The following is a 19,981-nucleotide window of genomic DNA, read 5'->3' on the forward strand; positions in this document are numbered from 1 at the left end:
ATCGGCGGGTGGCGAATCCACAACCAGATAAATTTACTCGGATTTCAAACGAACTTTATGAAGCCATCATGCAGACGGACTTTTCCAAGCGGCAGCGGAACATCCTCGATCTTGTGTTGCGCATGAGCTACGGATGTAGGAAAAAATTCGCCATCCTTCGACCCTCTGATTTTGAGCTTGCGGGTGTAGGTCGGAACCATGTTAAACAGGAATTGCAGTATCTATCATCTGCGAAAGTATTGGTGGTGGATGGCGACCTCATTGGTATGAACAAGAACTATGAACAGTGGCGAGTCAACCTGATAAAAATGTTCGACCATGAGAAATTCAATAAGGTTCTGAAGCGCAATTTGGATGATGCAACAGTTCCTGAAATGGGAATTAAAGTTCCCGAAACAGGAACTTTTAATCAAGTAAAAACTATTCCCAAAACAGGAACCGGAGTTCCCGAAACGGGAATTATAGAAAATGCAGAGTTCCCAAAACAGGAATACCAGAGTTCCCAAAACGGGAATAGTAGAGTTCCCAAAACGGGAATAGGCACAAGCCGCGAGCCCAGTCATGACGCGGCCTGCGGGGATCTGAAAGAAAGTATTAAAGAAATATATAAAGAAAGTAGTAGTGGTACTAAGATACTTAATACTAATCAAGATACGGAGGAGCCGGAACAAGACAACAGCACCAGCTTCCAGAATCTTTTCGGAATCTACCAGGACAATTTCACAGAAAACGGGGAGATCAAACCCTTGGAAGCGGAGTTGTTTGGTGGGCTGTTTGACGATTACGGTGGCGAGTGGTTGCTGGAAGCAATGAGGGAGACCTATAGGCAGTCTCCTGAGAAACGTACTTTGGCTTATATACAAGGTGTGCTTCGCGGATATGCGGAGCGAGGCGAAGCTGGTCCTGATCATAATCGCCAAAAGAGTAAGACAAGCAAGCATCAACGGGAACTTGAGGCTATTGATCAATTCATCGCAGAGGAGGAAAAACAGCGTGGAACTGAACGAGCTGGGCAAGCTTTACAAGATGATTAAGCGCTATTATCCAAACTTTGATACAACGCCGGATGCCATGAGGGATGCGCACAGATTCCTGCGAGACATTGCGTATGAGGATGCTGTACGAAATGTTGAGCAGCACATCAAGACCAGAAGCTTCTGGCCGACGATCGCCGAGATTCGCGGCACCGTGCAGGCACCAACAGAACGCCACATACCCAACGTGGTTGAGACAAAGCTGATGCTGGATAGTTACCGCTCGATTGAATCAACGGGCCCAACTCCTGAGCAGCGAGAAAGGGTGAGACGCATTGGTCGATCCGTTTGAGGATATGCCGCCGGAGCCACCTGGTGAGAAACAGTTGCCCTGTGATCTGTCCGCTGAGCAGTCGGTGATCGGTGCGATCCTACTTGACCCGAAAGTGATCGAGCAGGCCGAAGATCGGCTGCGAGCGGAGGAATTTTACGATGAACGCCACAGCATGATCTACGAGGCGATGCTGGAGTTGCGCGAGAGCGGCGCAGGGATTGACATGGTTACCCTGGGATCAACGCTTCGTGACAATGGACAATTGAGCAAGGCCGGAGGCATCGTGTATCTGACGCATTTGGCGTCGAGCGTGCCAAGCGCGGCTAACATCAGCCACTATGTGGAGATTGTCAAGGATAAACATTTGCATCGTCAAACGATCATCAGTCTGCAGCGGCAGCTCCGCCAGGCTATCCAAGCAGGTAGCGCAGAGGGGATTGTAGGGTCGATCCAAGAGATGGCCACGCAACTCGCTGACCAGGCTGTAGTCAAGTCGCCGATGATTCCTGTTGGTCAGGCGGCCATGGCAGCCTTCGAGGGATTGGAGCAGCGGGCAAGTTCAAAGTCCGATATTACAGGGCTATCCAGCGGATTCATCGATCTTGACGGCATTACATCCGGCTTCCAGCGTAGCGATCTTATCATCGTGGCAGCCCGGCCATCGGTCGGGAAGACGGCTTTCGCGCTGAATATAGGCCAGAACGTAGGTGCCCAGAACAGGAACACTGTTGCGATATTCAGCCTTGAAATGTCTGTGCAGCAACTTGTCATCCGGATGATGTGTGCGGAAGGACGCATCGATGCCAGCAGGATGCGTTCGGGCAAGCTGCTGCCGGAAGACTGGGAGAAGGTTACGATGGCGATCGGCCAATTGAGCGAGAGAGGAATTTTTATCGATGACAGTCCGTCCATGACGGTACTGGATATCCGAGCAAAGTGTCGGCAGTTGCAGAAGGAACAAGGACTCGATCTTATATTGATCGACTATCTGCAGTTGATCGCTGGCCATAAGCGCCGGAATAACCGACAGGAAGAGGTATCCGATATTTCCCGTGCGCTCAAGCAGTTGGCCCGCGAACTGGATGTGCCGGTGATTGCTCTCTCGCAACTTAGTCGTGGTGTGGAACAACGCCAGGACAAGCGCCCGATGATGAGCGACCTACGGGAATCGGGCTCGATCGAGCAGGATGCGGACTTGGTAGCCTTCTTGTATCGCGATGACTACTACAACAGCGATTCCGAGAAGAAGAATATCATCGAAATCATCATTGCCAAGCAGAGAAATGGGCCCGTCGGCACGGTCGAACTCGTGTTCCTTAAGAACTACAACAAGTTTGTGAATCTGGACCGCCAGATGAGTGCCGAACTTGACCCTGAGCCTCATCCGCAGTCGCAGTCGAGCGGTCGCCCGATACCTGATATGTACCGGGGGAGGTCAGGCTGATGCAGGCTCAAAAAAAGATAAGGAGCGCAGAACCGGAGCGCTTGCGGCAGACTTTGATCCGGGACAGAGGCCGAGTGATCGGCGAGGTTTACCAACTCTGGCGCCGCCCGCAGAAGAAAAAGAGGAGGCACCGATGATTCGATTCACGATTTATGGGGAACCGGTCGCGCAAGGGCGGCCGCGAGCGTCCACAGCGGGTGGTTTCGTCAGGATGTATGATCCCAAAAAAAGCCGAGATTACAAGGATTACGTCCGGCTTGCCGCGGCAGATCATGCACCGCCTGAATTATTGCAAGGGCCGCTTGCGGTGATGGTGATCGCCTATCGATCAATCCCCAAAAGCTTCAGCAAGCGGAAGGCGGCGGCTGCAGAAGCAGGTGAGATATTCCCGGTGTCCAAGCCGGATGCGGACAACTACTTGAAAGGTGTCAAGGACGCGCTCAAGGGCGTGATGTGGGTCGATGACAGTCAAGTGGTTGACGCTTACGCCCGCAAACGATACAGCATCAAGCCTCGCATTGAGGTCATAATCAGACAACTGGGAGAGTGATTGCGAATGGCACAAGTAGATTTTAAGGCAACATTCGATGGACTGAATCTGGCCTCAAAGAATAAAGTGACGCTGGTATTACCTGAAAATACATCGGATTTCATCTTGGGTAAACTCGTCCGAATGAAAGGTCAGGAACTTTTTGTCTCGTTTGAGGATCCACAGCAGGAATTGAATTTGGATGAGAGGCCAGAGCGCCGGGTCATGACATATACCACGGACCGTAGTGGCGTTGTTGAAGGAATCACGACTGAGGGAGAACAAATGGAATTTCCGACAGAACCGGGGGCAGGCTCCGACGATCCGGATAGGGATTTGGAAAAGTCCGGCGAGGATGATTCAGATGACACGATCGAACTTGACGATGACGCTGCAGACGGAGATGTGCGAAAGGACCAACTTTCTGATTGGGAACAAGCAATCATGAACGGCGAAGATCCAGCAGCTAAGCATGATACTCGTGAAGCAGACCTCAGTACGGTTGAGGAAATCAACCTGACTGAAATCCCGAAAGAAGATCTAGAGCAATTCATCCTGCAGGAGCGTCCTGGATTTCCTGATATCGAAATTGACTTTCCGGCCCTGTTGGAGCGGAAGCGTTCCGGTGAAACGTGGATGAACATTGCGAATGCCGAAGGGTTATCGTCGGGTCAGTTGTCCAGCAAGTGGACGGCCTATAAAAAACTAGTAGCCAAAATGATGCGGGACGGAGGGGCAGCGTAAGCTGCTCCCTCAATCCAACTTAACCCCATGCGGAAGACACCAGGCGGGCTGAAGGACCACCAAAAACAATTCATTGATGTGTTTCGGAGGGCGACTCACCGACATAACAGTTGGCAGGTTTGGGAGGACTTTGTCCTGATGGCTGCTTGCGCGATATCGAACAAGGTGGATCAACAGCACTGGGAACAGCGTGAACAAATGTATATGGAGCGGTTTGGGCGATATGACGAAAAGGAGGCCCAAATCTTCCCGGAGTTGCTGGCCATCACAACGGAGGCACTGGATGCCAACCCGGAACAGGACTTTTTAGGATCACTCTTCATGCTATTGGAACTCGGAAACCATTGGAAAGGCCAGTTTTTTACCCCGTACAATCTTTGCAGAGCGATGGCGGACCTAACGGTTATAGATGTACCTCGTCGGATTCGCCAAAAAGGATTCGTCAGCGTCAATGATTGCGCCAGTGGGGCGGGGGCTCTGCTGATCGCCTTTGCGAATGCAGCCAAGGCCAAGGGAGTCAATTATCAGCAACATGTCCTTTTCGTTGGCCAAGATGTCGATCTGACAGCAGTGGCCATGTGCTACGTGCAATTGTCCCTGCTTGGTTGCCCTGGTTATGTCATCGTGGCCAACACGCTCACGGAGCCAGTCGTTCCGCCGGACAGTCCAATGGTCTGGTATACACCGATGTACTTCCACAAAGTATGGCACTGGCGCCGACTATTTCGAGAGTTAGATCATTTGACCTCTACCCATAAGCATGAACAAGAGATGATAGCAGAGGCTCCTGAGCAACTGACACTATTCTGACAAGGGTGAGCAGCATGACGAATTACAGGGAATACAAGCTTACGCCAACAGAACTGGCGGCGTATGAGAAAAAGCTGAAATCATTGGAGACACCGCGTGTCCAGTGGAGACGGAATATGTCATTCGATCAGTTTCAACAAGCTTTGGCTGATGGCCGGAGCATGGAGGATATCACTCTTAAGCACTTTAACAACGATCCAAGAGAGCTGCGTAAGCAGCTCCGGGATTGGGGGATCACGATGGGGGAGGCGATTGAATTGGCAAAAGCAAAGGCAAAGGAAGTCGAAATCACTAAAGAAAAATATCTTCAGCGTCGATTGGCCGGTGAGGGGAGATCGACTATTATGCGTTCTCTCGGGTTGAGTACAACAGTGTTTTATAGGCAACTCCGGGAATGGGGGATTCAAGAGCCAGACGCAGAAGACCGTGAGTTAGAGCTCATGGTTCCAGTCGAACCAGCCAAAGGGATCGATCAGCGAGTGGCCGAACAGCTTGAGCAGAAAGCGGAAGCGCGGGAAAACGCTTCTGCAGAGCAGAAGGAAACCGGCGATGAAATCCTTCAGCGCGTTGAGCAGCGTGCTGCTGATCAAGAGAAGGAACTCGCAAATCTACGGGCCGCATCAGCTCTCTGGGAGGCGGAAAGGGCCCGGAAAGACGAACGTATCAAGCAACTTGAAGATACTCTTTCGATGATGAAACGGTCTGCAGCATATGGAGTAAAAGGCAATGATGTTAGCTTGAGCATCCCTATCCCGTCCGTGGCCATCGCCAACGCCGAGCGCACTCGTATATACGCAGCTGTGGAAGCGTTAAGTGACGGTGTAGAGGCGGCTGATATTGATCGAGAGCGTGTAATGAGCGAGTTGTTTGATCTGCTGCAGCGTACTGTCAATTTCATCACTGCTGACCTGGCTGAATTGCATCCTGGCAAGAACGTGGCCGGGTATGTGCGTGAATTCTTCGCTTATTACAATAATCGGCACATGGAGATCGTAACTGCCCAACAGGAGGCTGGGTGAGATGCGGAATACGTTGGGGGACTTGAATAACCATCTCTTTGCTCAGCTGGAACGTTTGTCTGACGAAGAATTGTCAGGCGATAAGCTGAACGAGGAAATTAATAGGGCCAAAGCAGTTACGAGTGTTGCATCCCAAATTATCGCTAACGGATCCCTTGTCTTGGAAGCGAAACGTCTGGCGGATGATCGAATTAATGCGGACACCAAGCTTCCGAAAATGCTGGAAGGATGACAATGCATCATAAATACACGGACGAACAAAGGGATTTTATTCGTGAGATTGCTCCTGGCCAATACAATCAAGACATTGCAGATATGTTCAATGAAAAGTTTGGTGCGCAGGTCACAGCAAGTCAAATCAAAAGCTATAAAGCTAATCACATGATACGGAGCGGAGTGAAGAGTAGGAGAACGGTTCCACAAGGTCTTTTCAATTGTGAACAAATAGAATTCATAAAAAAGCACGTAGCCGGATTGCACAACCAGGAACTAGCCGAACTGATCAATAATGAATTTAATTTATCCATCACGGTAAGACAACTGAAGACCTGGAAAAAGAATCACGGACTGTCCAGTGGCTTAAAAGGTACCGAGGGAAAAGCGCCGCCTAACAAGGGTACGAGAGGCCTGTATAATGTCGGAGGCAACAAGACGTCCTTCAAGTCGGGCCAACGACCGGTGAATTACAAACCCGTTGGGTACGAACGAATTGATCGTGACGGATACGTACTTGTCAAAGTTCGGGATGACGGACCTTGGCACAAGCGCTGGAGACATAAACACAGAATTTTGTGGGAGAGTGCCAATGGTCCAATTCCAAAAGGTCATGTACTGATTTTCCTCGATCAAAATAAGCAAAACATTGAATTGGACAACTTGATTTTGATACCGCAATCTAAACTACCGACGCTGAACAAGAAAGGCTTGCTCTATCATGATGCTGAACTTACCAAAACGGGAATCATCATAGCCGATCTATACCAAAAGATCGGAGAGAGAAAACGGCAATCGAGTAAACAATGAGAAGGGTGATGCTTCATGGACGATCGCCAACGACGTCGAATCTTTCAGAGAGTGAAGACCTTCAGCAATGATAAATTTTGGGAGTGGATGAACTGGCTGCACAGTCAGGCTTACGCTAAAGCAGTTCAACACTATACGGAGGCGGCGGAGATTGTTCTGCCGCCCCGGTATCAGAAAGCTCTCCACGACAAAGCGACAGAGATCCGGGAGCAGTGGGACGGTATGTCCACGGTTACGCTGGATGGAACGACCGGAACAGAGTTTGACCGTGTTATGGGGCAGGTGAAGGAGGAGTGAAAGTTGGCCGGTAAAAAATACGCTGATGTTGAGCATTATGAAGGGAAGCTCGCTAAGGTTATGGAACGGTTCGGTGCCCAGGAATGGAATTTTGATTGGTCGCGCCGCGGTGGATGGGTTGAGTTCCGCATCGATGGACAGCTGTACCGATTTGATCACAGTGTGGACAAGGCGAACGCGAATGGCCAGAAGATCCAATATGGCAGTGATGCTTTCGCACAGCTTGTCCTGGCGCTCGAGGATCTTGCTCGTCTGGCCGAGCGAGGCATCTACAAGCTGCAGACGTGGATTGAGGGTATGCGATACCTCCCGCCGCCGATCGAGCTGCCAGAATGCTTCCGCGATATGGGATTCAGCAGCCTTCCGGCAGACGTTGCTGCGATCAATGACCGGTACCGTGCGTTGGCAAAACGCAATCATCCTGATGTTGTTAAAGACGATGGCACAGCATTCAAAAATTTGCAGCGAGCTGCCGAGGAGGCAAGGCGATATTTGGAGGAAAGTGATTTGCGAAAATAAAAAGCCACCGTTTTCCGGTGGCTACCTTGCGAATATATTTGCCAATACGGCCCTTTGCGAATAAATGCACACCTGTAGGTGGCCAAGTTGCGTAAATGCCCTTCGGCATATTTAAATTATACCAATTCAACTGGATTGTCAAGTGAGGAGTGATTTACTTGAACATCGAGGAATGTATTGAATTTTTGGGCTACAGAATAGACCGGATCGATCAGCCGATGCTTGACCTATCCGTGCCGGCTGTGAATGGAATTACCGCTACAAATGAGGGATTGCAGGTTAATCGCAATCGTTTATCCAAAATGGCTCTTCCGGACGAACAACTCAAGCAAGTCAAACGTGTATGGCTGGTTGGAATTTGGGACGATTCAAACGCGCGAGGGATATCGGTTTTTGAAGATGAAACAATGATTGGCGCGCTGCAGCAGGCTGTCGAGCACGTAAGAAAAAAACGAATGGAGGAGAAAACATGATTTTGCCAATGAAGGCGATTACCGTTTGGCAGCCGTGGGCGACGCTGATCGCGTTGCGACTCAAGCGACTGGAGACGCGAGGTTGGGCGACGTCCTACCGCGGTTCGCTGGCCATCCATGCAGCCAAGTATATCGATCGCGAAGCTTGCGAACGGGAGCCGATCAAGTCGGCGTTAGCCGAGCACGCCTACGCGGCCGAAAATCTGCCGACGGGAGCGGTGGTGGCATTGGCTAGCTTATCAGGCTGTTACCGCATTTACAACACAGTTGATAATGGTGTGCATATCGTCAGATGCCCAAATGATGAATATGAGTTCGATAAGGTTCATTACATCGGAAGAAAAGAAGAAGTGTTTGGAGATTACACAGAAGGTCGGTATGCCTGGGAATTGACTGACGTTAGGAAGTTGGATGAGCCGATCCCGGCCAAAGGTAAGCAGCGGATCTGGAATTGGGAAGGAGGTACATATGAAGCAGCTAACTCATAAGCAAGCGGCCGCGCTGGCTAGCATCGAATCCTTCATCCAGCGCAACAGCTACTCACCGACGATCCGGGAGCTGGCCAAAGAACTCAGGTATAAGAGCAGTTCTACGGTGCATGCGCTGCTGGACAAGTTGGAGGAGAAAGGCTACATCAGCCGCGAGGAGGCGGGGCCGCGGACGATTAGGGTACTCAAGGGGACGCAGCCAAGCAGTGACGAGTTGGCCACAATGAATGAAACTCTTATTCAGCAAATGCAAGTCATTGCGGACACCTCGACAGAAGAATCTATTGCAGGAGCTGCACGACAGACATTACGGGATTTAGGAGTTTATATGGAGTCAAAATAAAAAATCCCCCGCACCTTGGCCGGACCGCGGGGGATTCACTGATCTAATCTCACCATCATTATAGCACAACATGGAGGATGGTGAGGGGGAATGGCAATGGTATGGCAGACAGAATTATTCCCAACAGCGTCTGAAGCGGAGATCCGGCGCACAAAGTTCCTGCTCAGCAAGTACAAGAGCATGAGAATGCTTATGGACGATTTTGAAAGGTACGAGGCTGACTTGCGCCAGGTAGCCGTTGACGGTGAGGTCTCCAGGCGCATCGATGACGAAGATTTGCATGCAGACAAGACGGCCAACGCCGCTGTGCTCGCGGAAAAACAGCGCTGGGTATACCAGCAGTATAGGTTTTATACGAGCCAGCTCCAACGCGCGGCCGGGCTGATACAGGATGGGGAGGCGAGGAGGGCTATTGATTATCGTTATATTCAGGGGTTTTCGTTCAAGGAGACGGTTCTCTTCTTTCGTCAATCGCTGAGCGACAGCACAGTAAGGCGTAAACTTGCGGAGGGGACGGAGTCAGTGGCCAACACACTGAAACTGTTCGGATTCTTCGAGCATGATGAAGTGGAATTTTGACTGTAAAGTGACTGTAACTTGACCGTAAGTTGAATATCACTTGACGCTTTTCCCGTGGTATATTGGTATCGTGCTTAATGAGGTTGATCGCCTCTCTCCTCCAGTTGCCGCTCCGAAAGGGGCGGCTATTTCATTCTTAACGGATCAGGAATTCGCAGTTCACTTTAAGAAAGTAGGATCCGTTATCAAACTTTACAGCTTCATCATTATGGGATTCGATGACTCCGCCATAATCAAGAATAGCGCCGTCTTGCCAGACGATCACAGGAATCTGGAAAAAGACTGCGTTATCGAAGTCGGCTGGGGATTTGAGGATATAGCCTTTTTGTATTATTTACTCACCTTGATTTCGAAGTTGTCGGATTGATCATTCGTATATTCGAAAGCCAGCATGCCGAGGTGGTAAAAAACGAACAGGATTGAGGCTACAATGGCCAGTGCAAATATGCGTTGGAATATAAGCTTTAATATCTTGTTCATGGTAGCACCTCCTGATACATGTTTCGACAAGAAAGAAGGGGAATCCTTCCTTGTGACGATGATTAATCAGCTGATACAATATTGATGAGGTGATGAAAAATTGCTGAACTTAAACGGCGGAGTTATCGTGAGGATCAACGGTGAACTTATCCCTGTCAAAAATGCATCCATAACGTTTTATAAGCATGGTGAGTGGTGTGCATCATTTGAACTGCAAAAGCCTATTAACATTATTCAATCGCCTTTTGATTTTACGATTATTGATGCAAATAACGACGAATTCATTGGACGAAACGCAGGAATAGAATCATGGGATCCGTCATACAGCTATCAATCCATTGAGTTGCGTGGTTTTGAAGGGTTGCTGAAGACAGGAGTAGAATAACTTTGCAGCTTGCAGTCGCTCATTTGAGCGGCTTTTTCATTTGCCTGCAAACCAAATCAATGCAAGTGAGGCTGAGATTTTTTTACGAAAGTTCCACGCCCCACTCCAGTGTCATATATTGTCCGATGCTGGAAAGTAATGTATGATTGTGGTGGGAGGTGTTGTAATGGATAAATTCAATGTCACGCTCAAAATGTCTGATGGTGAAACGATCAAATTCGTAAAAGAAAGTATGTATGAAATTCTTGTACAAGAAATCACAGAAGGAAACAACGGTTGGATTGAGTACGGGGATGGGTATATAAATTCCAGGTATGTTAAATCGTTCAGCATTAGTCCTTTTGAAGATGAAGCGGATAAAGAAGATCAAAACGCTGCTGCTGTGCAAGCATTACGTGGAATGAAATTATATAGATGATCACCGAGTATTGCATATTTTTATTTTTAATCTGGCCTCAGAATGTCATCTCGACATTTTGAGGTTTACTACTTTATTTTGCATTTGTTCTGGCAAGAACTTTGTGAGGCAAGCCACCTCATAAAGCCTTGCTTCTTTTAATACGATATTTCAAATCGTACTCTTATCAGCCGCCAAATAGCAACGAGATCAAGCTTCAGTTTAATTCGCATTTGCAAGAATCCCTCCTTTCTTATGGGATCGATATTTATTGTATCCATAGGGTTGAAATACATGCATGAAAAACCAACTTAACACAAGGAGGCGGCCATCATGCCCCAGATCATGCTCGACATTCCGCAGTACGGCCCATGGCTGCTGACGCACAAAGGCGACCGCGCCTGCCGGCAGCTCGCCGATCGGCATTACTCGCGGCAGCATGTCGGGGCGCCGATGTTCTGCCGGCCGGGCCGTAACCTCGTGCTGCGGACGGCCGCTGGCGATGTGGTGTGGGTGACCTGGTCGGGTATTCGCGATGATGGCTTGCAAGCCTGGGAATGCACGCTCTTCCGCAACGAGTCGCCTCACTTATCCAGCGACATGATCCGCGCTGCGATCGAAGCAACAATCGCTGAGTGGGGCCAGCCGCCGCCTGAAGGCATAATCACATACGTCGATTCCTCGAAAGTCCGGAGCTCAAATCCGGGCTTTTGTTTTTGTCTGCTGGATTTAAGCGGATTGGACGGAGCAAGCGGCGGGGGTTGGTGTTGCTGCAGCTTCTGATTGACCAAAGTCATACATTGTCGGATACTGGAAGATGATGTGTGATGTTAGTGGGGTGAACATGTATGAAGGATTTCTTTTCGCAAGTGAGTGCGGACGCTTGGGTACAATCAATCGGAACCGTTATCGGGGCTTTCTTAGGTGCGCTGCTAGCTGGGGCTATTTCATTATTGATTTATAGACGTGATATGAGGTGGAAAAGAAGAAAAGAATTTAGGGGATTTTATAGAAATTATGTTGCATATTACAGGAGACATATCGAGGGAGTTCTAGATCTGATAGGACGCATCGAATTGGATCCGCCGGACTTTAAAAGAAATGAACTATTGATCGGAGCTTTAAGCGAAACCATTGATTATGTAAAAGGATTTTATTTAAAGCACGTCGAGAAAGAATCGCCGGCAGATTTATACGCTGATTTTGAGAAATTGTATCATGCATTGATAATGGTCCAAACCTTTTCGAAATATTTAAAGAATGAGGACGAGTTCTTCACTTTCTCTCAAGCCTTCAACATTACAGAAATCGTTGCGAACTCCGCAGATCAAGTAAAGAGGCTTGTAAAATTAATTGATGGTAAGGCGAAGAAATATGAATAGGATTCAAGACTTCTAAACCGGTGCTTTTTCTTTTGGAGGGAGACTATATGAACATTCAAATCATTTCTATTGATCGCATCAATCCAGCAGCCTATAACCCTCGCGTCGATCTGAAGCCCGGCGATCCGGAGTACGAGAAGCTGCGGCGCAGCATCGAGACTTTCGGTTACGTGGAGCCAATCGTCTGGAACGAGCGGACTGGCAACATGGTCGGCGGACACCAGCGGTACAAGATCATGGTTAATGAGGGGCACACTGAGCTGGACGTGTCTGTTGTTGACTTGGACGAGCAGCAGGAGCGGCTGCTGAATCTCGCGCTGAACAAGGTCTCTGGCCGCTGGGATGAGGAGGCACTGGCGCAACTATTGACTGAACTGCAGGCTGAAGGTGCTGAACTGGATCTGTCGGGCTTTGATGCAGACGAGATTGAGCGACTCCTGGCTGACTTCGCGGAACCGCCCGCCGACCGGCTCGGAGACTTCACGAACCGGGAGCTGGACGTGGATGAATTCGACGAATCACGCTTCGATTGTAAGTGTCCGCGCTGCGGGTTCGTCTTTGATGCGGAGGATACACCGTGACCCGGCCCGCATGGGACTGGCGGCTGTCTGATCTGGCCAGCGTGCCGCAGAACGGCTTGACCGTGTTTAGCTGTTTCGCTTGTGGTGGTGGCTCTACGATGGGCTATAAACTAGCCGGATATACAGTGCTGGGAAATGTGGAAATTGATCCGCAAATGATGCGTATCTACCAGCAAAATCACAGCCCAAGGTTCACTTTCCTGATGCCAATTCAGGAGTTTAAGTTGCTGCCAGATAGCGAGCTGCCGCCGGAGTTGTTCAACCTGGACATATTAGACGGATCGCCGCCATGCAGTGTGTTTTCTACTGCTGGAGCTCGTGAGGATAAATGGGGTGCCGAGTTCGCATTCCGAGAAGGTCAGGCCGTTCAGCGGCTGGATGACCTTTTTTTTGATTTTTTGGACGTGGCCGAGAAACTCCAACCGAAGGTGATCGTGGCGGAAAACGTCAAGGGCATGATCGTTGGCAAGGCTCGTGGGTTCGTCAGCCTGATATTATCAAGGTTCCGAGAGATCGGGTACAGGGTGCAACTGTTCCTTCTTAACTCGGCCACAATGGGCGTTCCGCAGAAGAGGGAGCGTCTCTTTTTTATCGCGGCTCGGAATGATCAGCCGTTCCCGGCGCTGAAACTTGAATTTAATGAGCAACCGGTGCTGTATGGCGAAATTCGTAGTGGGGAAGGGAAAAAGATCAATCCCGATTCAGCGACATACGAACGTTGGCAGAAGAAACGCCCGTCTGATCTCAATATGGGGGATGTGACTGAGCGAGAGGAAGGCAAGACGAGCAACTTTAATACGATATTGCTAAAAGACCAAAAGGTCGCGAACACGCTTGCCAGTTCGTCGGTTTTTCTTCGCGTCGATGTACCCCAACACATAAGTGAAAGGGATGCGATCCGAATACAGACGTTCCCTGCAGACTATGATTTTCTGGATACAGATGTCCAATATGTATGCGGTATGAGCGTTCCGCCGCTGATGATGCAACGGATCGCTGAGCAAATCCACTTGCAGTGGTTCAAGTAATAAAAAGAGAGGCGCGCTAACGCCTCTCCGCAACCAGGGAACACCCCGGCCGAGATCATGCACTGCCGTGGCCACGGTTATGCGAACGCATGATCTCATATCCATATTACTGGATGGCGGGGTGTTTCGCAATGGAAAAATCGAACGAATGTTCGAAAGATGATCTGTTGTTGCAGCATGAGCTTGAGATTGCACAAGGCATCATGGAGAGCAAGGAACAGTACCGCAAGATCATCAAGGCTGCGGTGGCTCGTTGGGTGAAGGATTTTCAGGACAATCGGATTGAAATACAGACCGTTGATGACCTGCGGAAACTGATAGAGTTAGATATTGAGCTGCAGAAGGATGAGACTTCTTGAGTGTTGTAATTTTTTATTTTTAACCGGGAAGTTAGGAGGAGGTCCTCCCTACCCCCGGTCAGATATATTGCTATCTGACCATCATGAATGTAATACCTACCCCCAAGAGCTTGATGGAGAAATAGATAACTTTCATGAGGTCCACCATCCTTATTCAATTTTGTTTCGATAACAATGTATGCGGCATGCCTTAAACCTATGACCTGTGGAGGTGGTGATATGTAGTGGCGAGAGCTCGTGATCCGAACAGGGATAAAGCCAAAGAGATCTGGCTCCAGCATGGTGGCCAGATCACAAATCGCCGAATAGCTGAGTTGCTTGGCGTCGATGAGAAGAAGGTAGCTGTCTGGAAACAACGTGATAAATGGAATGTTGTACAACAATCAGATTCGAATGTTGTACAACAAAAAAAGAAAGGTGCGCCGAAGGGTAACAAGAACGCCGTAGGCAACAAAGGCGGCGCCCCGAAGGGCAATCAGAATGCCAAGGGGAACCGTGGTGGCAAGGGCGGGCCGCCAGGTAACAAGAAGGCCGTTCGAACCGGTGAGCATGAGACGATTTGGTGGGATACGCTTGACGAGGACGAGCAGGGGCTGCTGGCCGACATCGACACGGATCCTGTCGCGCAGGCAAACGAGACGATTACGTTGCTGACGATTCGGGAGCGGCGCATGCTGCTACGTATACAGCGGCTCACGGCCGGGCTTACCGAAAGTCAGAAGCGAACATTGCAGCAACTGCGGACAAAGAAGGAAGCTGTTCCTCTACACGACGAGCGGACTGGTCAAACGAGAACGATCATCAACGCCCGGGATGAACTGGTTACGACCGAGATTGAGGAGACGAAATATCGGGCCATCGAAGACATTCTTCGCATTGAGGAAGCCCTGACACGAGTCCAAGATAAGAAATTGAAGGCTATTGAATTGAAGAACAAACTTATCGCAGTGGATGAGGAAAAGGAAGCTCGCACGGCCATCCTGCAGATCGAGTTGCAGCAACTCCAAGGTGGCGCCGGCGCGACACAAAGTTGGACAGATGCGCTTAAGAAGATCGCAGAGCGGCGCAAAGCTCGGGTGAACAGCGATGAATAGCCTGCCACATAACGTTGTCGCTGACCTGATCAATTTGCTGGACATATACTGGGACGATCCAGTGGCTTTCTCGCAGGATATGCTTGGATTTGATCCGGATGACTGGCAGCGGGCGGTCATGATGGACGTGGCTCAGCACCGGCTTACAAGCGTCCGATCCGGTCAGGGTGTTGGGAAGACAGGTGTGGAGGCGACGCTTGCTGTCTGGTTTTTGTGCTGCCGCCCAAATGCTCGCGTTGTTTGCACGGCACCGACCAAGCAGCAGCTGAATGACGTACTATGGGCTGAGGTGGCCAAGTGGCTCGAAACATCCATGGTGAAAAACCTGTTAAAATGGACAAAGACGAAGGTCTATATGGTGGGCCATGAAGAGAGATGGTTTGCTACGGCCAGGACGGCCAACAAACCAGAGAACATGCAGGGTTTTCACGAAGACCACATGCTTTTTATCGTTGACGAGGCATCGGGTGTCGCAGATTCGATTATGGAAGCGATCCTGGGTACACTGTCCGGTGAAGATAACAAATTATTGATGTGCGGGAACCCCACTCGAACGAGCGGGGTTTTTTATGATTCCCACAACCGCGATCGGGCCCGTTTCCGAACACACAAGGTGGACAGTCGAGACAGCAGCCGGACAAGCCGCGAAAACATCCAGATGTTGATCGACAAGTACGGCGCCGAAAGTGACGTCGTGCGTGTTCGGGTATATGGAGAGTTCCCCAAGGCCGAGGCGGATGCCTTCATCCCTTTGGAGTTGGCCGAACTGGCCGCGAGATCGAATGTGCAGCCTAAGGATACAGTGCTGCATCTAGGTGTTGACGTGGCACGTTTTGGTGATGACGAGACGGTGATCGCCCCGCGCATCGGTGGCAAGGTGTTCAAACTCAAAGCATACAACAAGCAGGACACCATGGTTACAGCCGGCTGGGTCATTTCGATCGGCAAGCGAATGTTGCGGGAGCACTCGCAGCTGCGCACGGTTGAGATTAAGGTTGATGACAGCGGTGTCGGCGGCGGGGTGACTGATCGATTGAAAGAGGTTATTCGGGAGGAAGGCTTGCAGGGCTGGGAAGTGTTCCCGATCAATAATGGATCTTCTTCGAGTCGGGACGGGAAAGAGCATTACGAGAACCTGGGAACGGAAACGTGGGCAATTCTCCGCGATATCATGCAGGAATCTTTTTCGAAGCACATTCAAGGGAAGCCTGATGAGATTGAGTTGCCGAACGACGAGCGCTTGATTACGCAAATAACGCAGCGGAAGTACCGCATGACATCGAAAGGCAAGATTGCGCTTGAACGAAAGGAAGATATGAAAAAACGCGGGCTGGATTCCCCGGATAGGGCGGATGCAGTCGTATTGTCGTTCGCGCCAGGCAGAAGATCCGGCGTATACTTCCCGGGACAACGAAAGAGGTGATGGTTATGTCATTATTATTCCCGGAAGATCAGCAAATTGAAATTACGGAGATTATCGTCCGGGGTGCGAAAACAGCAGCATCGTTGGAAGACATCATCAACATTGAACTGACTGAATGGTGGGCGAGTGAAAAACTGGCCTGGATGAATATCGGTGATCGTTACTACCGGGTCAAGAACGACATTCTCGATAGAAAGCGAACCTCGATTGACGATCAGGGGAAAAGGGTTCCTGTAGAGAACTTGGCCAATAACAGGTTGGCGAATGGCTTTGTTCGAAAGTTGGCAGACCAGAAGGTTGGTTACTTGTTGGGCAAGCCTTTGAGCGTGCAGACAGACAAGCCCGTTTACGCCCAGCACTGGAAAGAGATTTTCACCCCAGCTCGGCTTCGCCAACTAGCCAGTACCGGCAAGGAAGCAGTAAATAAGGGGATCGCTTGGTGGTTCGTTCACTACGATCAGGAGGGTCGGTTATCGTTTAAGTTGATGAAAAGCCAAGAAGTCATTCCGATCTGGCAGGACGAAGCGCATACGGTGTTGGATGCTGTGATCAGATGGTATGAGGTCATAGTATACGAAGGGAGCGCACAGAAGACCATCACTAAGGTGGAATGGTGGGATCTGAACGGTGTTTGGCGATATGTGTACGAAAGCGGAGGGTTGATCCCGGATGTTGAGGCGGGGGAATATGAGTCCCATGTGACTGTGGCAGTTAAAGAAAATGATGAAGAAGATGTTTTGGGGATGAATTGGGATCGCGTCCCCTTTATAGCATGGAAATACAACGAAGAAGAGCAGCCGTTGATCGAGCTCGTCAAGTCATTGGTGGACGATTATGATCGCAACAAGTCGGACAACTCGAACAACCTCGAGGACTTGCCAGAATCGATTTACGTGTTTGAAAATTATTCTGGCACGGATCCTGGGGAAGCTCGCAAGAACTTATCCCAGTATCGCATTGCATTTGTTGACGGTGATGGGGGCGTAGACACAGTCGATATAGAGATCAACACTGAGGCCTACAAAGTGCATATGGAGCAGTCGAGAAAGGACATCTATGAGTTCGGGCGCGGAGTGGATACTCAAGCGGCCAACTTCGGCAGCGCGCCGTCCGGCGTCGCCTTGCGATTCCTATATTCGGATCTTGATCTGGATGCCAGCCTGATGGAGACGGAGTTCCAGGCAGCTTTGGAGCAGGTCCGCTGGTTTGTGGACACGCACCTGTACAACACAACCGGCGTCGATTACAGCAGTGAGGATGTAGAGTTTATATTTAACAAGGACATGCCGATCGACGAAGAGAGCATCATTCGTAGTATCAAGGATAGCTTTGGCATACTGTCCGACGAAACGCTCGTCGCGCAGCACCCATGGGTAAGAGACTTGAAAGCAGAGCTCTCACGCCTTAGGGAACAGCGGGAAAAGGAAATGAAACTGTACCCTGGACTTAGCGGTAGGAATGTTGAGGAGGATGAAGAAGACCAGGACGGCGATGAAGAATGAAGCCGAAGTCGTATTGGCAAAAACGTAGCGGGCAGATCGCGGCCAGGCAGCACCGCAAGGCCGACGGCTATGAATACGAGCTCCAACGTGAATATGAACGGGCACAGCGTACCATTCAGCGGGATATTGAAGCGTTTTATGGCCGCTATGCTAAGAATAATGATATCAGCTACGCCGAGGCACAGCGCCTTCTAAGCTCGGGAGAGTTGAAAGAATTTAAGATGTCACTCGAGGAGTTTATTGATAAGGCCAAGAATAACGCCGATGGACGTTGGACGAAACAACTGAACAACGTCTATTACAGGACCCGGGTTAGCCGACTCGAAGCGCTGCAGGTGCAGATCAATCAGCAGATTGAAATACTGGCCGGAAGCAAACAGGTGGGCGTGGAACGTCTACTGGGTGGCGCCTATGAAGATACCTATTACCGGACCATGTATGAGATTCAGCGTGGTACTGGCATCGGCGCCTCGTTCGCGCGAATCGATGACAAGGCGCTGGAAAAGGTGCTTGGCACGAAGCTCGATGGCCGCAACTGGTCGCAGAGGATCTGGGATGATCGCACGAAGCTGCGGCAGGAGCTGCACACCAAACTGTCGCAGGGATTTATCCGAGGCGATAGCGTCGACCGAATGAGCCGAGAGTTGGCTGACCGTATGAGAGTTTCGTACAACAGGGCACGGACATTAGTGCAGACCGAAACAGCCTTCTTTGCTGAGCAGGCGACGATGAGTTCTTACGAGGAATCTGGGATCCTTGATCAATACGAGGTATTGGTTACTCTCGACGACCGGACATGCCCTATTTGCGGGCCGCTAGACGGTAAGGTGTTCCGATTGTCGGAGATAGATGTCGGCGTAAACTATCCACCTTTCCATGCTCGCTGCCGCTGCACAACAGTGCCCTATTTTGAAGACGAGATCGACGTAGGCGAACGGATCGCCCGGAGCGCGGATGGCGACGTCTATTATGTGCCGGGTGACATCACGTATGAACAGTGGCGAGCAGATTATGTAGATTCGCCGAAACCACCGGAAAATGCTATAATTCATACAAAGGAGTATCGAACATTCAACGCGCCTGAGCAGGTCAAAGAGTGGGAAAAGCTTGTGACTCCGCAATGGCTGGAGTCATTGACTGCGCAAGAGGCGAATTCGATAACGATGTATACTGGTCCCGCGTACAGGGATATCAACCGGAATCTTCGTGAAAATATTGGGGATAAGCGACTTAGTGAACTTGCCGAGCGAATAAGCTCGGGGATCGAAAAGTTTGACCTCAAAGATAATTTAGTAGTCTTCCGCGGTATGAGCAAAAACCCTTTCGGGGTGGATGCTGCAGATCTTCCTGGATTGCGCTTTAAGGAGAAGGGCTTCTGGAGCACGTCAATGCTCGAAGGCAAAAAGTTCAACGGATCGGTTGAAATGGAAATTCTGGTTCCATCTAAATCAAGGGGCGCACCTGTCAATGTGTTGAGCGAGTTTAAGGATGTAGAATACGAATTCTTACTTGATTCTGGACTCGAATACCGTATAATCGAGGCAAATGAATCAAACGGAAAATTAAAAATCGTAGCGGAGGTGGTAGTCGATGGCGATTAATGAGGATCGTTTTGAAGACGACGGCGAAGGGATCGAGATTATGTCCCATCCCGATCCGGAGATTGAAAAGAGAATCAAAGATAATCTGGAGAAGGCGAAGAAAGAAGAAAATAAGCAGGACTGAAGCACTCACGCATGTAAGCGAGGGTGCTTTTTTTATGGTACGCCCAGCA

28 protein-coding genes are annotated in these 19,981 nt (G+C 50.0%); 27 read left to right on the forward strand and 1 reads right to left on the reverse strand.

The features are described from left to right. The first annotated feature begins 8 nt into the window (after nt 1–8). The 15 genes from XYCOK13_RS01200 to XYCOK13_RS01270 all read left to right on the forward strand — a co-directional run bounded on the left by XYCOK13_RS01200 (nt 9) and on the right by XYCOK13_RS01270 (nt 9,576). A complete protein-coding gene (locus tag XYCOK13_RS01200; protein WP_213410013.1) occupies nt 9–1,034 on the forward strand; it encodes a replication protein in 1,026 nt (341 codons plus the stop codon). Beyond that, complete coding sequence (locus XYCOK13_RS01205) at nt 994–1,326, forward strand: replicative helicase loader/inhibitor (RefSeq protein WP_213410014.1); 333 nt, start codon at nt 994–996, stop codon at nt 1,324–1,326. The genes XYCOK13_RS01200 and XYCOK13_RS01205 overlap by 41 nt, the downstream gene beginning before the upstream one ends. Nucleotides 1,327–1,330: 4 nt before the next feature. Beyond that, entirely contained in the window at nt 1,331–2,752 is a 1,422-nt protein-coding gene (gene dnaB, locus XYCOK13_RS01210) for a replicative DNA helicase (protein WP_213410048.1), read from the forward strand. A 133-nt stretch (nt 2,753–2,885) separates the two neighbouring features. Then, nucleotides 2,886–3,302 carry a RusA family crossover junction endodeoxyribonuclease gene (locus XYCOK13_RS01215; RefSeq protein ID WP_213410015.1) on the forward strand — a complete coding sequence of 139 codons (417 nt, stop codon included), beginning with the start codon at nt 2,886–2,888 and terminating at the stop codon, nt 3,300–3,302. Nucleotides 3,303–3,308: 6 nt separating this feature from the next. After that, a complete protein-coding gene (locus XYCOK13_RS01220) occupies nt 3,309–4,025 on the forward strand; it encodes a hypothetical protein (protein ID WP_213410016.1) in 717 nt (238 codons plus the stop codon). 138 nt (nt 4,026–4,163) lie between these two features. Beyond that, nucleotides 4,164–4,835: an N-6 DNA methylase gene (locus XYCOK13_RS01225; protein WP_213410017.1), complete on the forward strand. Its 672-nt coding sequence runs from the start codon at nt 4,164–4,166 to the stop codon at nt 4,833–4,835. A gap of 116 nt (nt 4,836–4,951) precedes the next feature. Continuing rightward, entirely contained in the window at nt 4,952–5,854 is a 903-nt protein-coding gene (locus tag XYCOK13_RS01230) for a hypothetical protein (protein WP_213410018.1), read from the forward strand. Between the two features lies 1 nt (nt 5,855). Continuing rightward, nucleotides 5,856–6,086, forward strand: coding sequence for a hypothetical protein (locus tag XYCOK13_RS01235; protein ID WP_213410019.1), 231 nt, complete (start codon nt 5,856–5,858; stop codon nt 6,084–6,086). 2 nt (nt 6,087–6,088) lie between these two features. Beyond that, nucleotides 6,089–6,877 (forward strand): HNH endonuclease signature motif containing protein, encoded by a 789-nt coding sequence (locus XYCOK13_RS01240; RefSeq protein ID WP_213410020.1) that lies wholly within the window; start codon nt 6,089–6,091, stop codon nt 6,875–6,877. 15 nt (nt 6,878–6,892) lie between these two features. Beyond that, nucleotides 6,893–7,174 carry a hypothetical protein gene (locus tag XYCOK13_RS01245; RefSeq protein WP_213410021.1) on the forward strand — a complete coding sequence of 94 codons (282 nt, stop codon included), beginning with the start codon at nt 6,893–6,895 and terminating at the stop codon, nt 7,172–7,174. A gap of 3 nt (nt 7,175–7,177) precedes the next feature. Then, complete coding sequence (locus tag XYCOK13_RS01250; RefSeq protein ID WP_213410022.1) at nt 7,178–7,693, forward strand: J domain-containing protein; 516 nt, start codon at nt 7,178–7,180, stop codon at nt 7,691–7,693. Between the two features lie 158 nt (nt 7,694–7,851). After that, entirely contained in the window at nt 7,852–8,166 is a 315-nt protein-coding gene (locus XYCOK13_RS01255) for a hypothetical protein (RefSeq protein ID WP_213410023.1), read from the forward strand. Continuing rightward, on the forward strand, nt 8,163–8,654 hold the full coding sequence (locus tag XYCOK13_RS01260; RefSeq protein WP_244864923.1) for an ASCH domain-containing protein: 492 nt from the start codon (nt 8,163–8,165) through the stop codon (nt 8,652–8,654). Before XYCOK13_RS01255 ends, XYCOK13_RS01260 begins: the two co-directional genes overlap by 4 nt. After that, nucleotides 8,635–8,997: a LexA family protein gene (locus tag XYCOK13_RS01265; RefSeq protein WP_213410024.1), complete on the forward strand. Its 363-nt coding sequence runs from the start codon at nt 8,635–8,637 to the stop codon at nt 8,995–8,997. Before XYCOK13_RS01260 ends, XYCOK13_RS01265 begins: the two co-directional genes overlap by 20 nt. A gap of 90 nt (nt 8,998–9,087) precedes the next feature. After that, nucleotides 9,088–9,576, forward strand: coding sequence for a hypothetical protein (locus tag XYCOK13_RS01270; protein ID WP_213410025.1), 489 nt, complete (start codon nt 9,088–9,090; stop codon nt 9,574–9,576). Between the two features lie 330 nt (nt 9,577–9,906). Here the strand turns inward: XYCOK13_RS01270 and XYCOK13_RS01275 are convergent, their stop codons facing one another. Next, nucleotides 9,907–10,056, reverse strand: a complete 150-nt coding sequence (locus XYCOK13_RS01275) for a hypothetical protein (RefSeq protein ID WP_213410026.1) — start codon at nt 10,054–10,056, stop codon at nt 9,907–9,909. 100 nt (nt 10,057–10,156) lie between these two features. Here XYCOK13_RS01275 and XYCOK13_RS01280 point away from each other — a divergent pair, with 100 nt between their 5' ends. From XYCOK13_RS01280 to XYCOK13_RS22105, 12 genes are all read left to right on the forward strand, one after another. Then, nucleotides 10,157–10,441, forward strand: a complete 285-nt coding sequence (locus XYCOK13_RS01280) for a hypothetical protein (protein WP_213410027.1) — start codon at nt 10,157–10,159, stop codon at nt 10,439–10,441. A gap of 166 nt (nt 10,442–10,607) precedes the next feature. Further along, nucleotides 10,608–10,859 carry a hypothetical protein gene (locus XYCOK13_RS01285; RefSeq protein WP_213410028.1) on the forward strand — a complete coding sequence of 84 codons (252 nt, stop codon included), beginning with the start codon at nt 10,608–10,610 and terminating at the stop codon, nt 10,857–10,859. Between the two features lie 312 nt (nt 10,860–11,171). After that, the gene (locus tag XYCOK13_RS01290; RefSeq protein WP_213410029.1) at nt 11,172–11,621 is read left to right on the forward strand and encodes a hypothetical protein; all 450 of its coding nucleotides are present in this window, start codon (nt 11,172–11,174) and stop codon (nt 11,619–11,621) included. Nucleotides 11,622–11,686: 65 nt separating this feature from the next. Beyond that, a complete protein-coding gene (locus XYCOK13_RS01295) occupies nt 11,687–12,220 on the forward strand; it encodes a sulfotransferase family protein (protein ID WP_213410030.1) in 534 nt (177 codons plus the stop codon). 47 nt (nt 12,221–12,267) lie between these two features. Continuing rightward, nucleotides 12,268–12,801, forward strand: coding sequence for a ParB N-terminal domain-containing protein (locus XYCOK13_RS01300; protein ID WP_213410031.1), 534 nt, complete (start codon nt 12,268–12,270; stop codon nt 12,799–12,801). After that, nucleotides 12,798–13,829: a DNA cytosine methyltransferase gene (locus XYCOK13_RS01305; RefSeq protein ID WP_213410032.1), complete on the forward strand. Its 1,032-nt coding sequence runs from the start codon at nt 12,798–12,800 to the stop codon at nt 13,827–13,829. The genes XYCOK13_RS01300 and XYCOK13_RS01305 overlap by 4 nt, the downstream gene beginning before the upstream one ends. 131 nt (nt 13,830–13,960) lie before the next feature. After that, nucleotides 13,961–14,188: a hypothetical protein gene (locus XYCOK13_RS01310; RefSeq protein WP_213410033.1), complete on the forward strand. Its 228-nt coding sequence runs from the start codon at nt 13,961–13,963 to the stop codon at nt 14,186–14,188. A 224-nt stretch (nt 14,189–14,412) separates the two neighbouring features. Next, nucleotides 14,413–15,282 carry a phage terminase small subunit-related protein gene (locus tag XYCOK13_RS01315; RefSeq protein WP_213410034.1) on the forward strand — a complete coding sequence of 290 codons (870 nt, stop codon included), beginning with the start codon at nt 14,413–14,415 and terminating at the stop codon, nt 15,280–15,282. Between the two features lies 1 nt (nt 15,283). Continuing rightward, on the forward strand, nt 15,284–16,705 hold the full coding sequence (locus tag XYCOK13_RS01320) for an AAA family ATPase (RefSeq protein ID WP_373314290.1): 1,422 nt from the start codon (nt 15,284–15,286) through the stop codon (nt 16,703–16,705). A gap of 5 nt (nt 16,706–16,710) precedes the next feature. Next, nucleotides 16,711–18,207 (forward strand): phage portal protein, encoded by a 1,497-nt coding sequence (locus XYCOK13_RS01325; RefSeq protein ID WP_213410036.1) that lies wholly within the window; start codon nt 16,711–16,713, stop codon nt 18,205–18,207. Beyond that, nucleotides 18,204–19,808 (forward strand): minor capsid protein, encoded by a 1,605-nt coding sequence (locus tag XYCOK13_RS01330; RefSeq protein ID WP_213410037.1) that lies wholly within the window; start codon nt 18,204–18,206, stop codon nt 19,806–19,808. Before XYCOK13_RS01325 ends, XYCOK13_RS01330 begins: the two co-directional genes overlap by 4 nt. Next, entirely contained in the window at nt 19,798–19,932 is a 135-nt protein-coding gene (locus XYCOK13_RS22105; RefSeq protein ID WP_280520863.1) for a hypothetical protein, read from the forward strand. Before XYCOK13_RS01330 ends, XYCOK13_RS22105 begins: the two co-directional genes overlap by 11 nt. Nucleotides 19,933–19,981: the final 49 nt, after the last annotated feature.

It is taken from the genome of Xylanibacillus composti, assembly GCF_018403685.1.
GTDB lineage: Bacteria > Bacillota > Bacilli > Paenibacillales > K13 > Xylanibacillus > Xylanibacillus composti.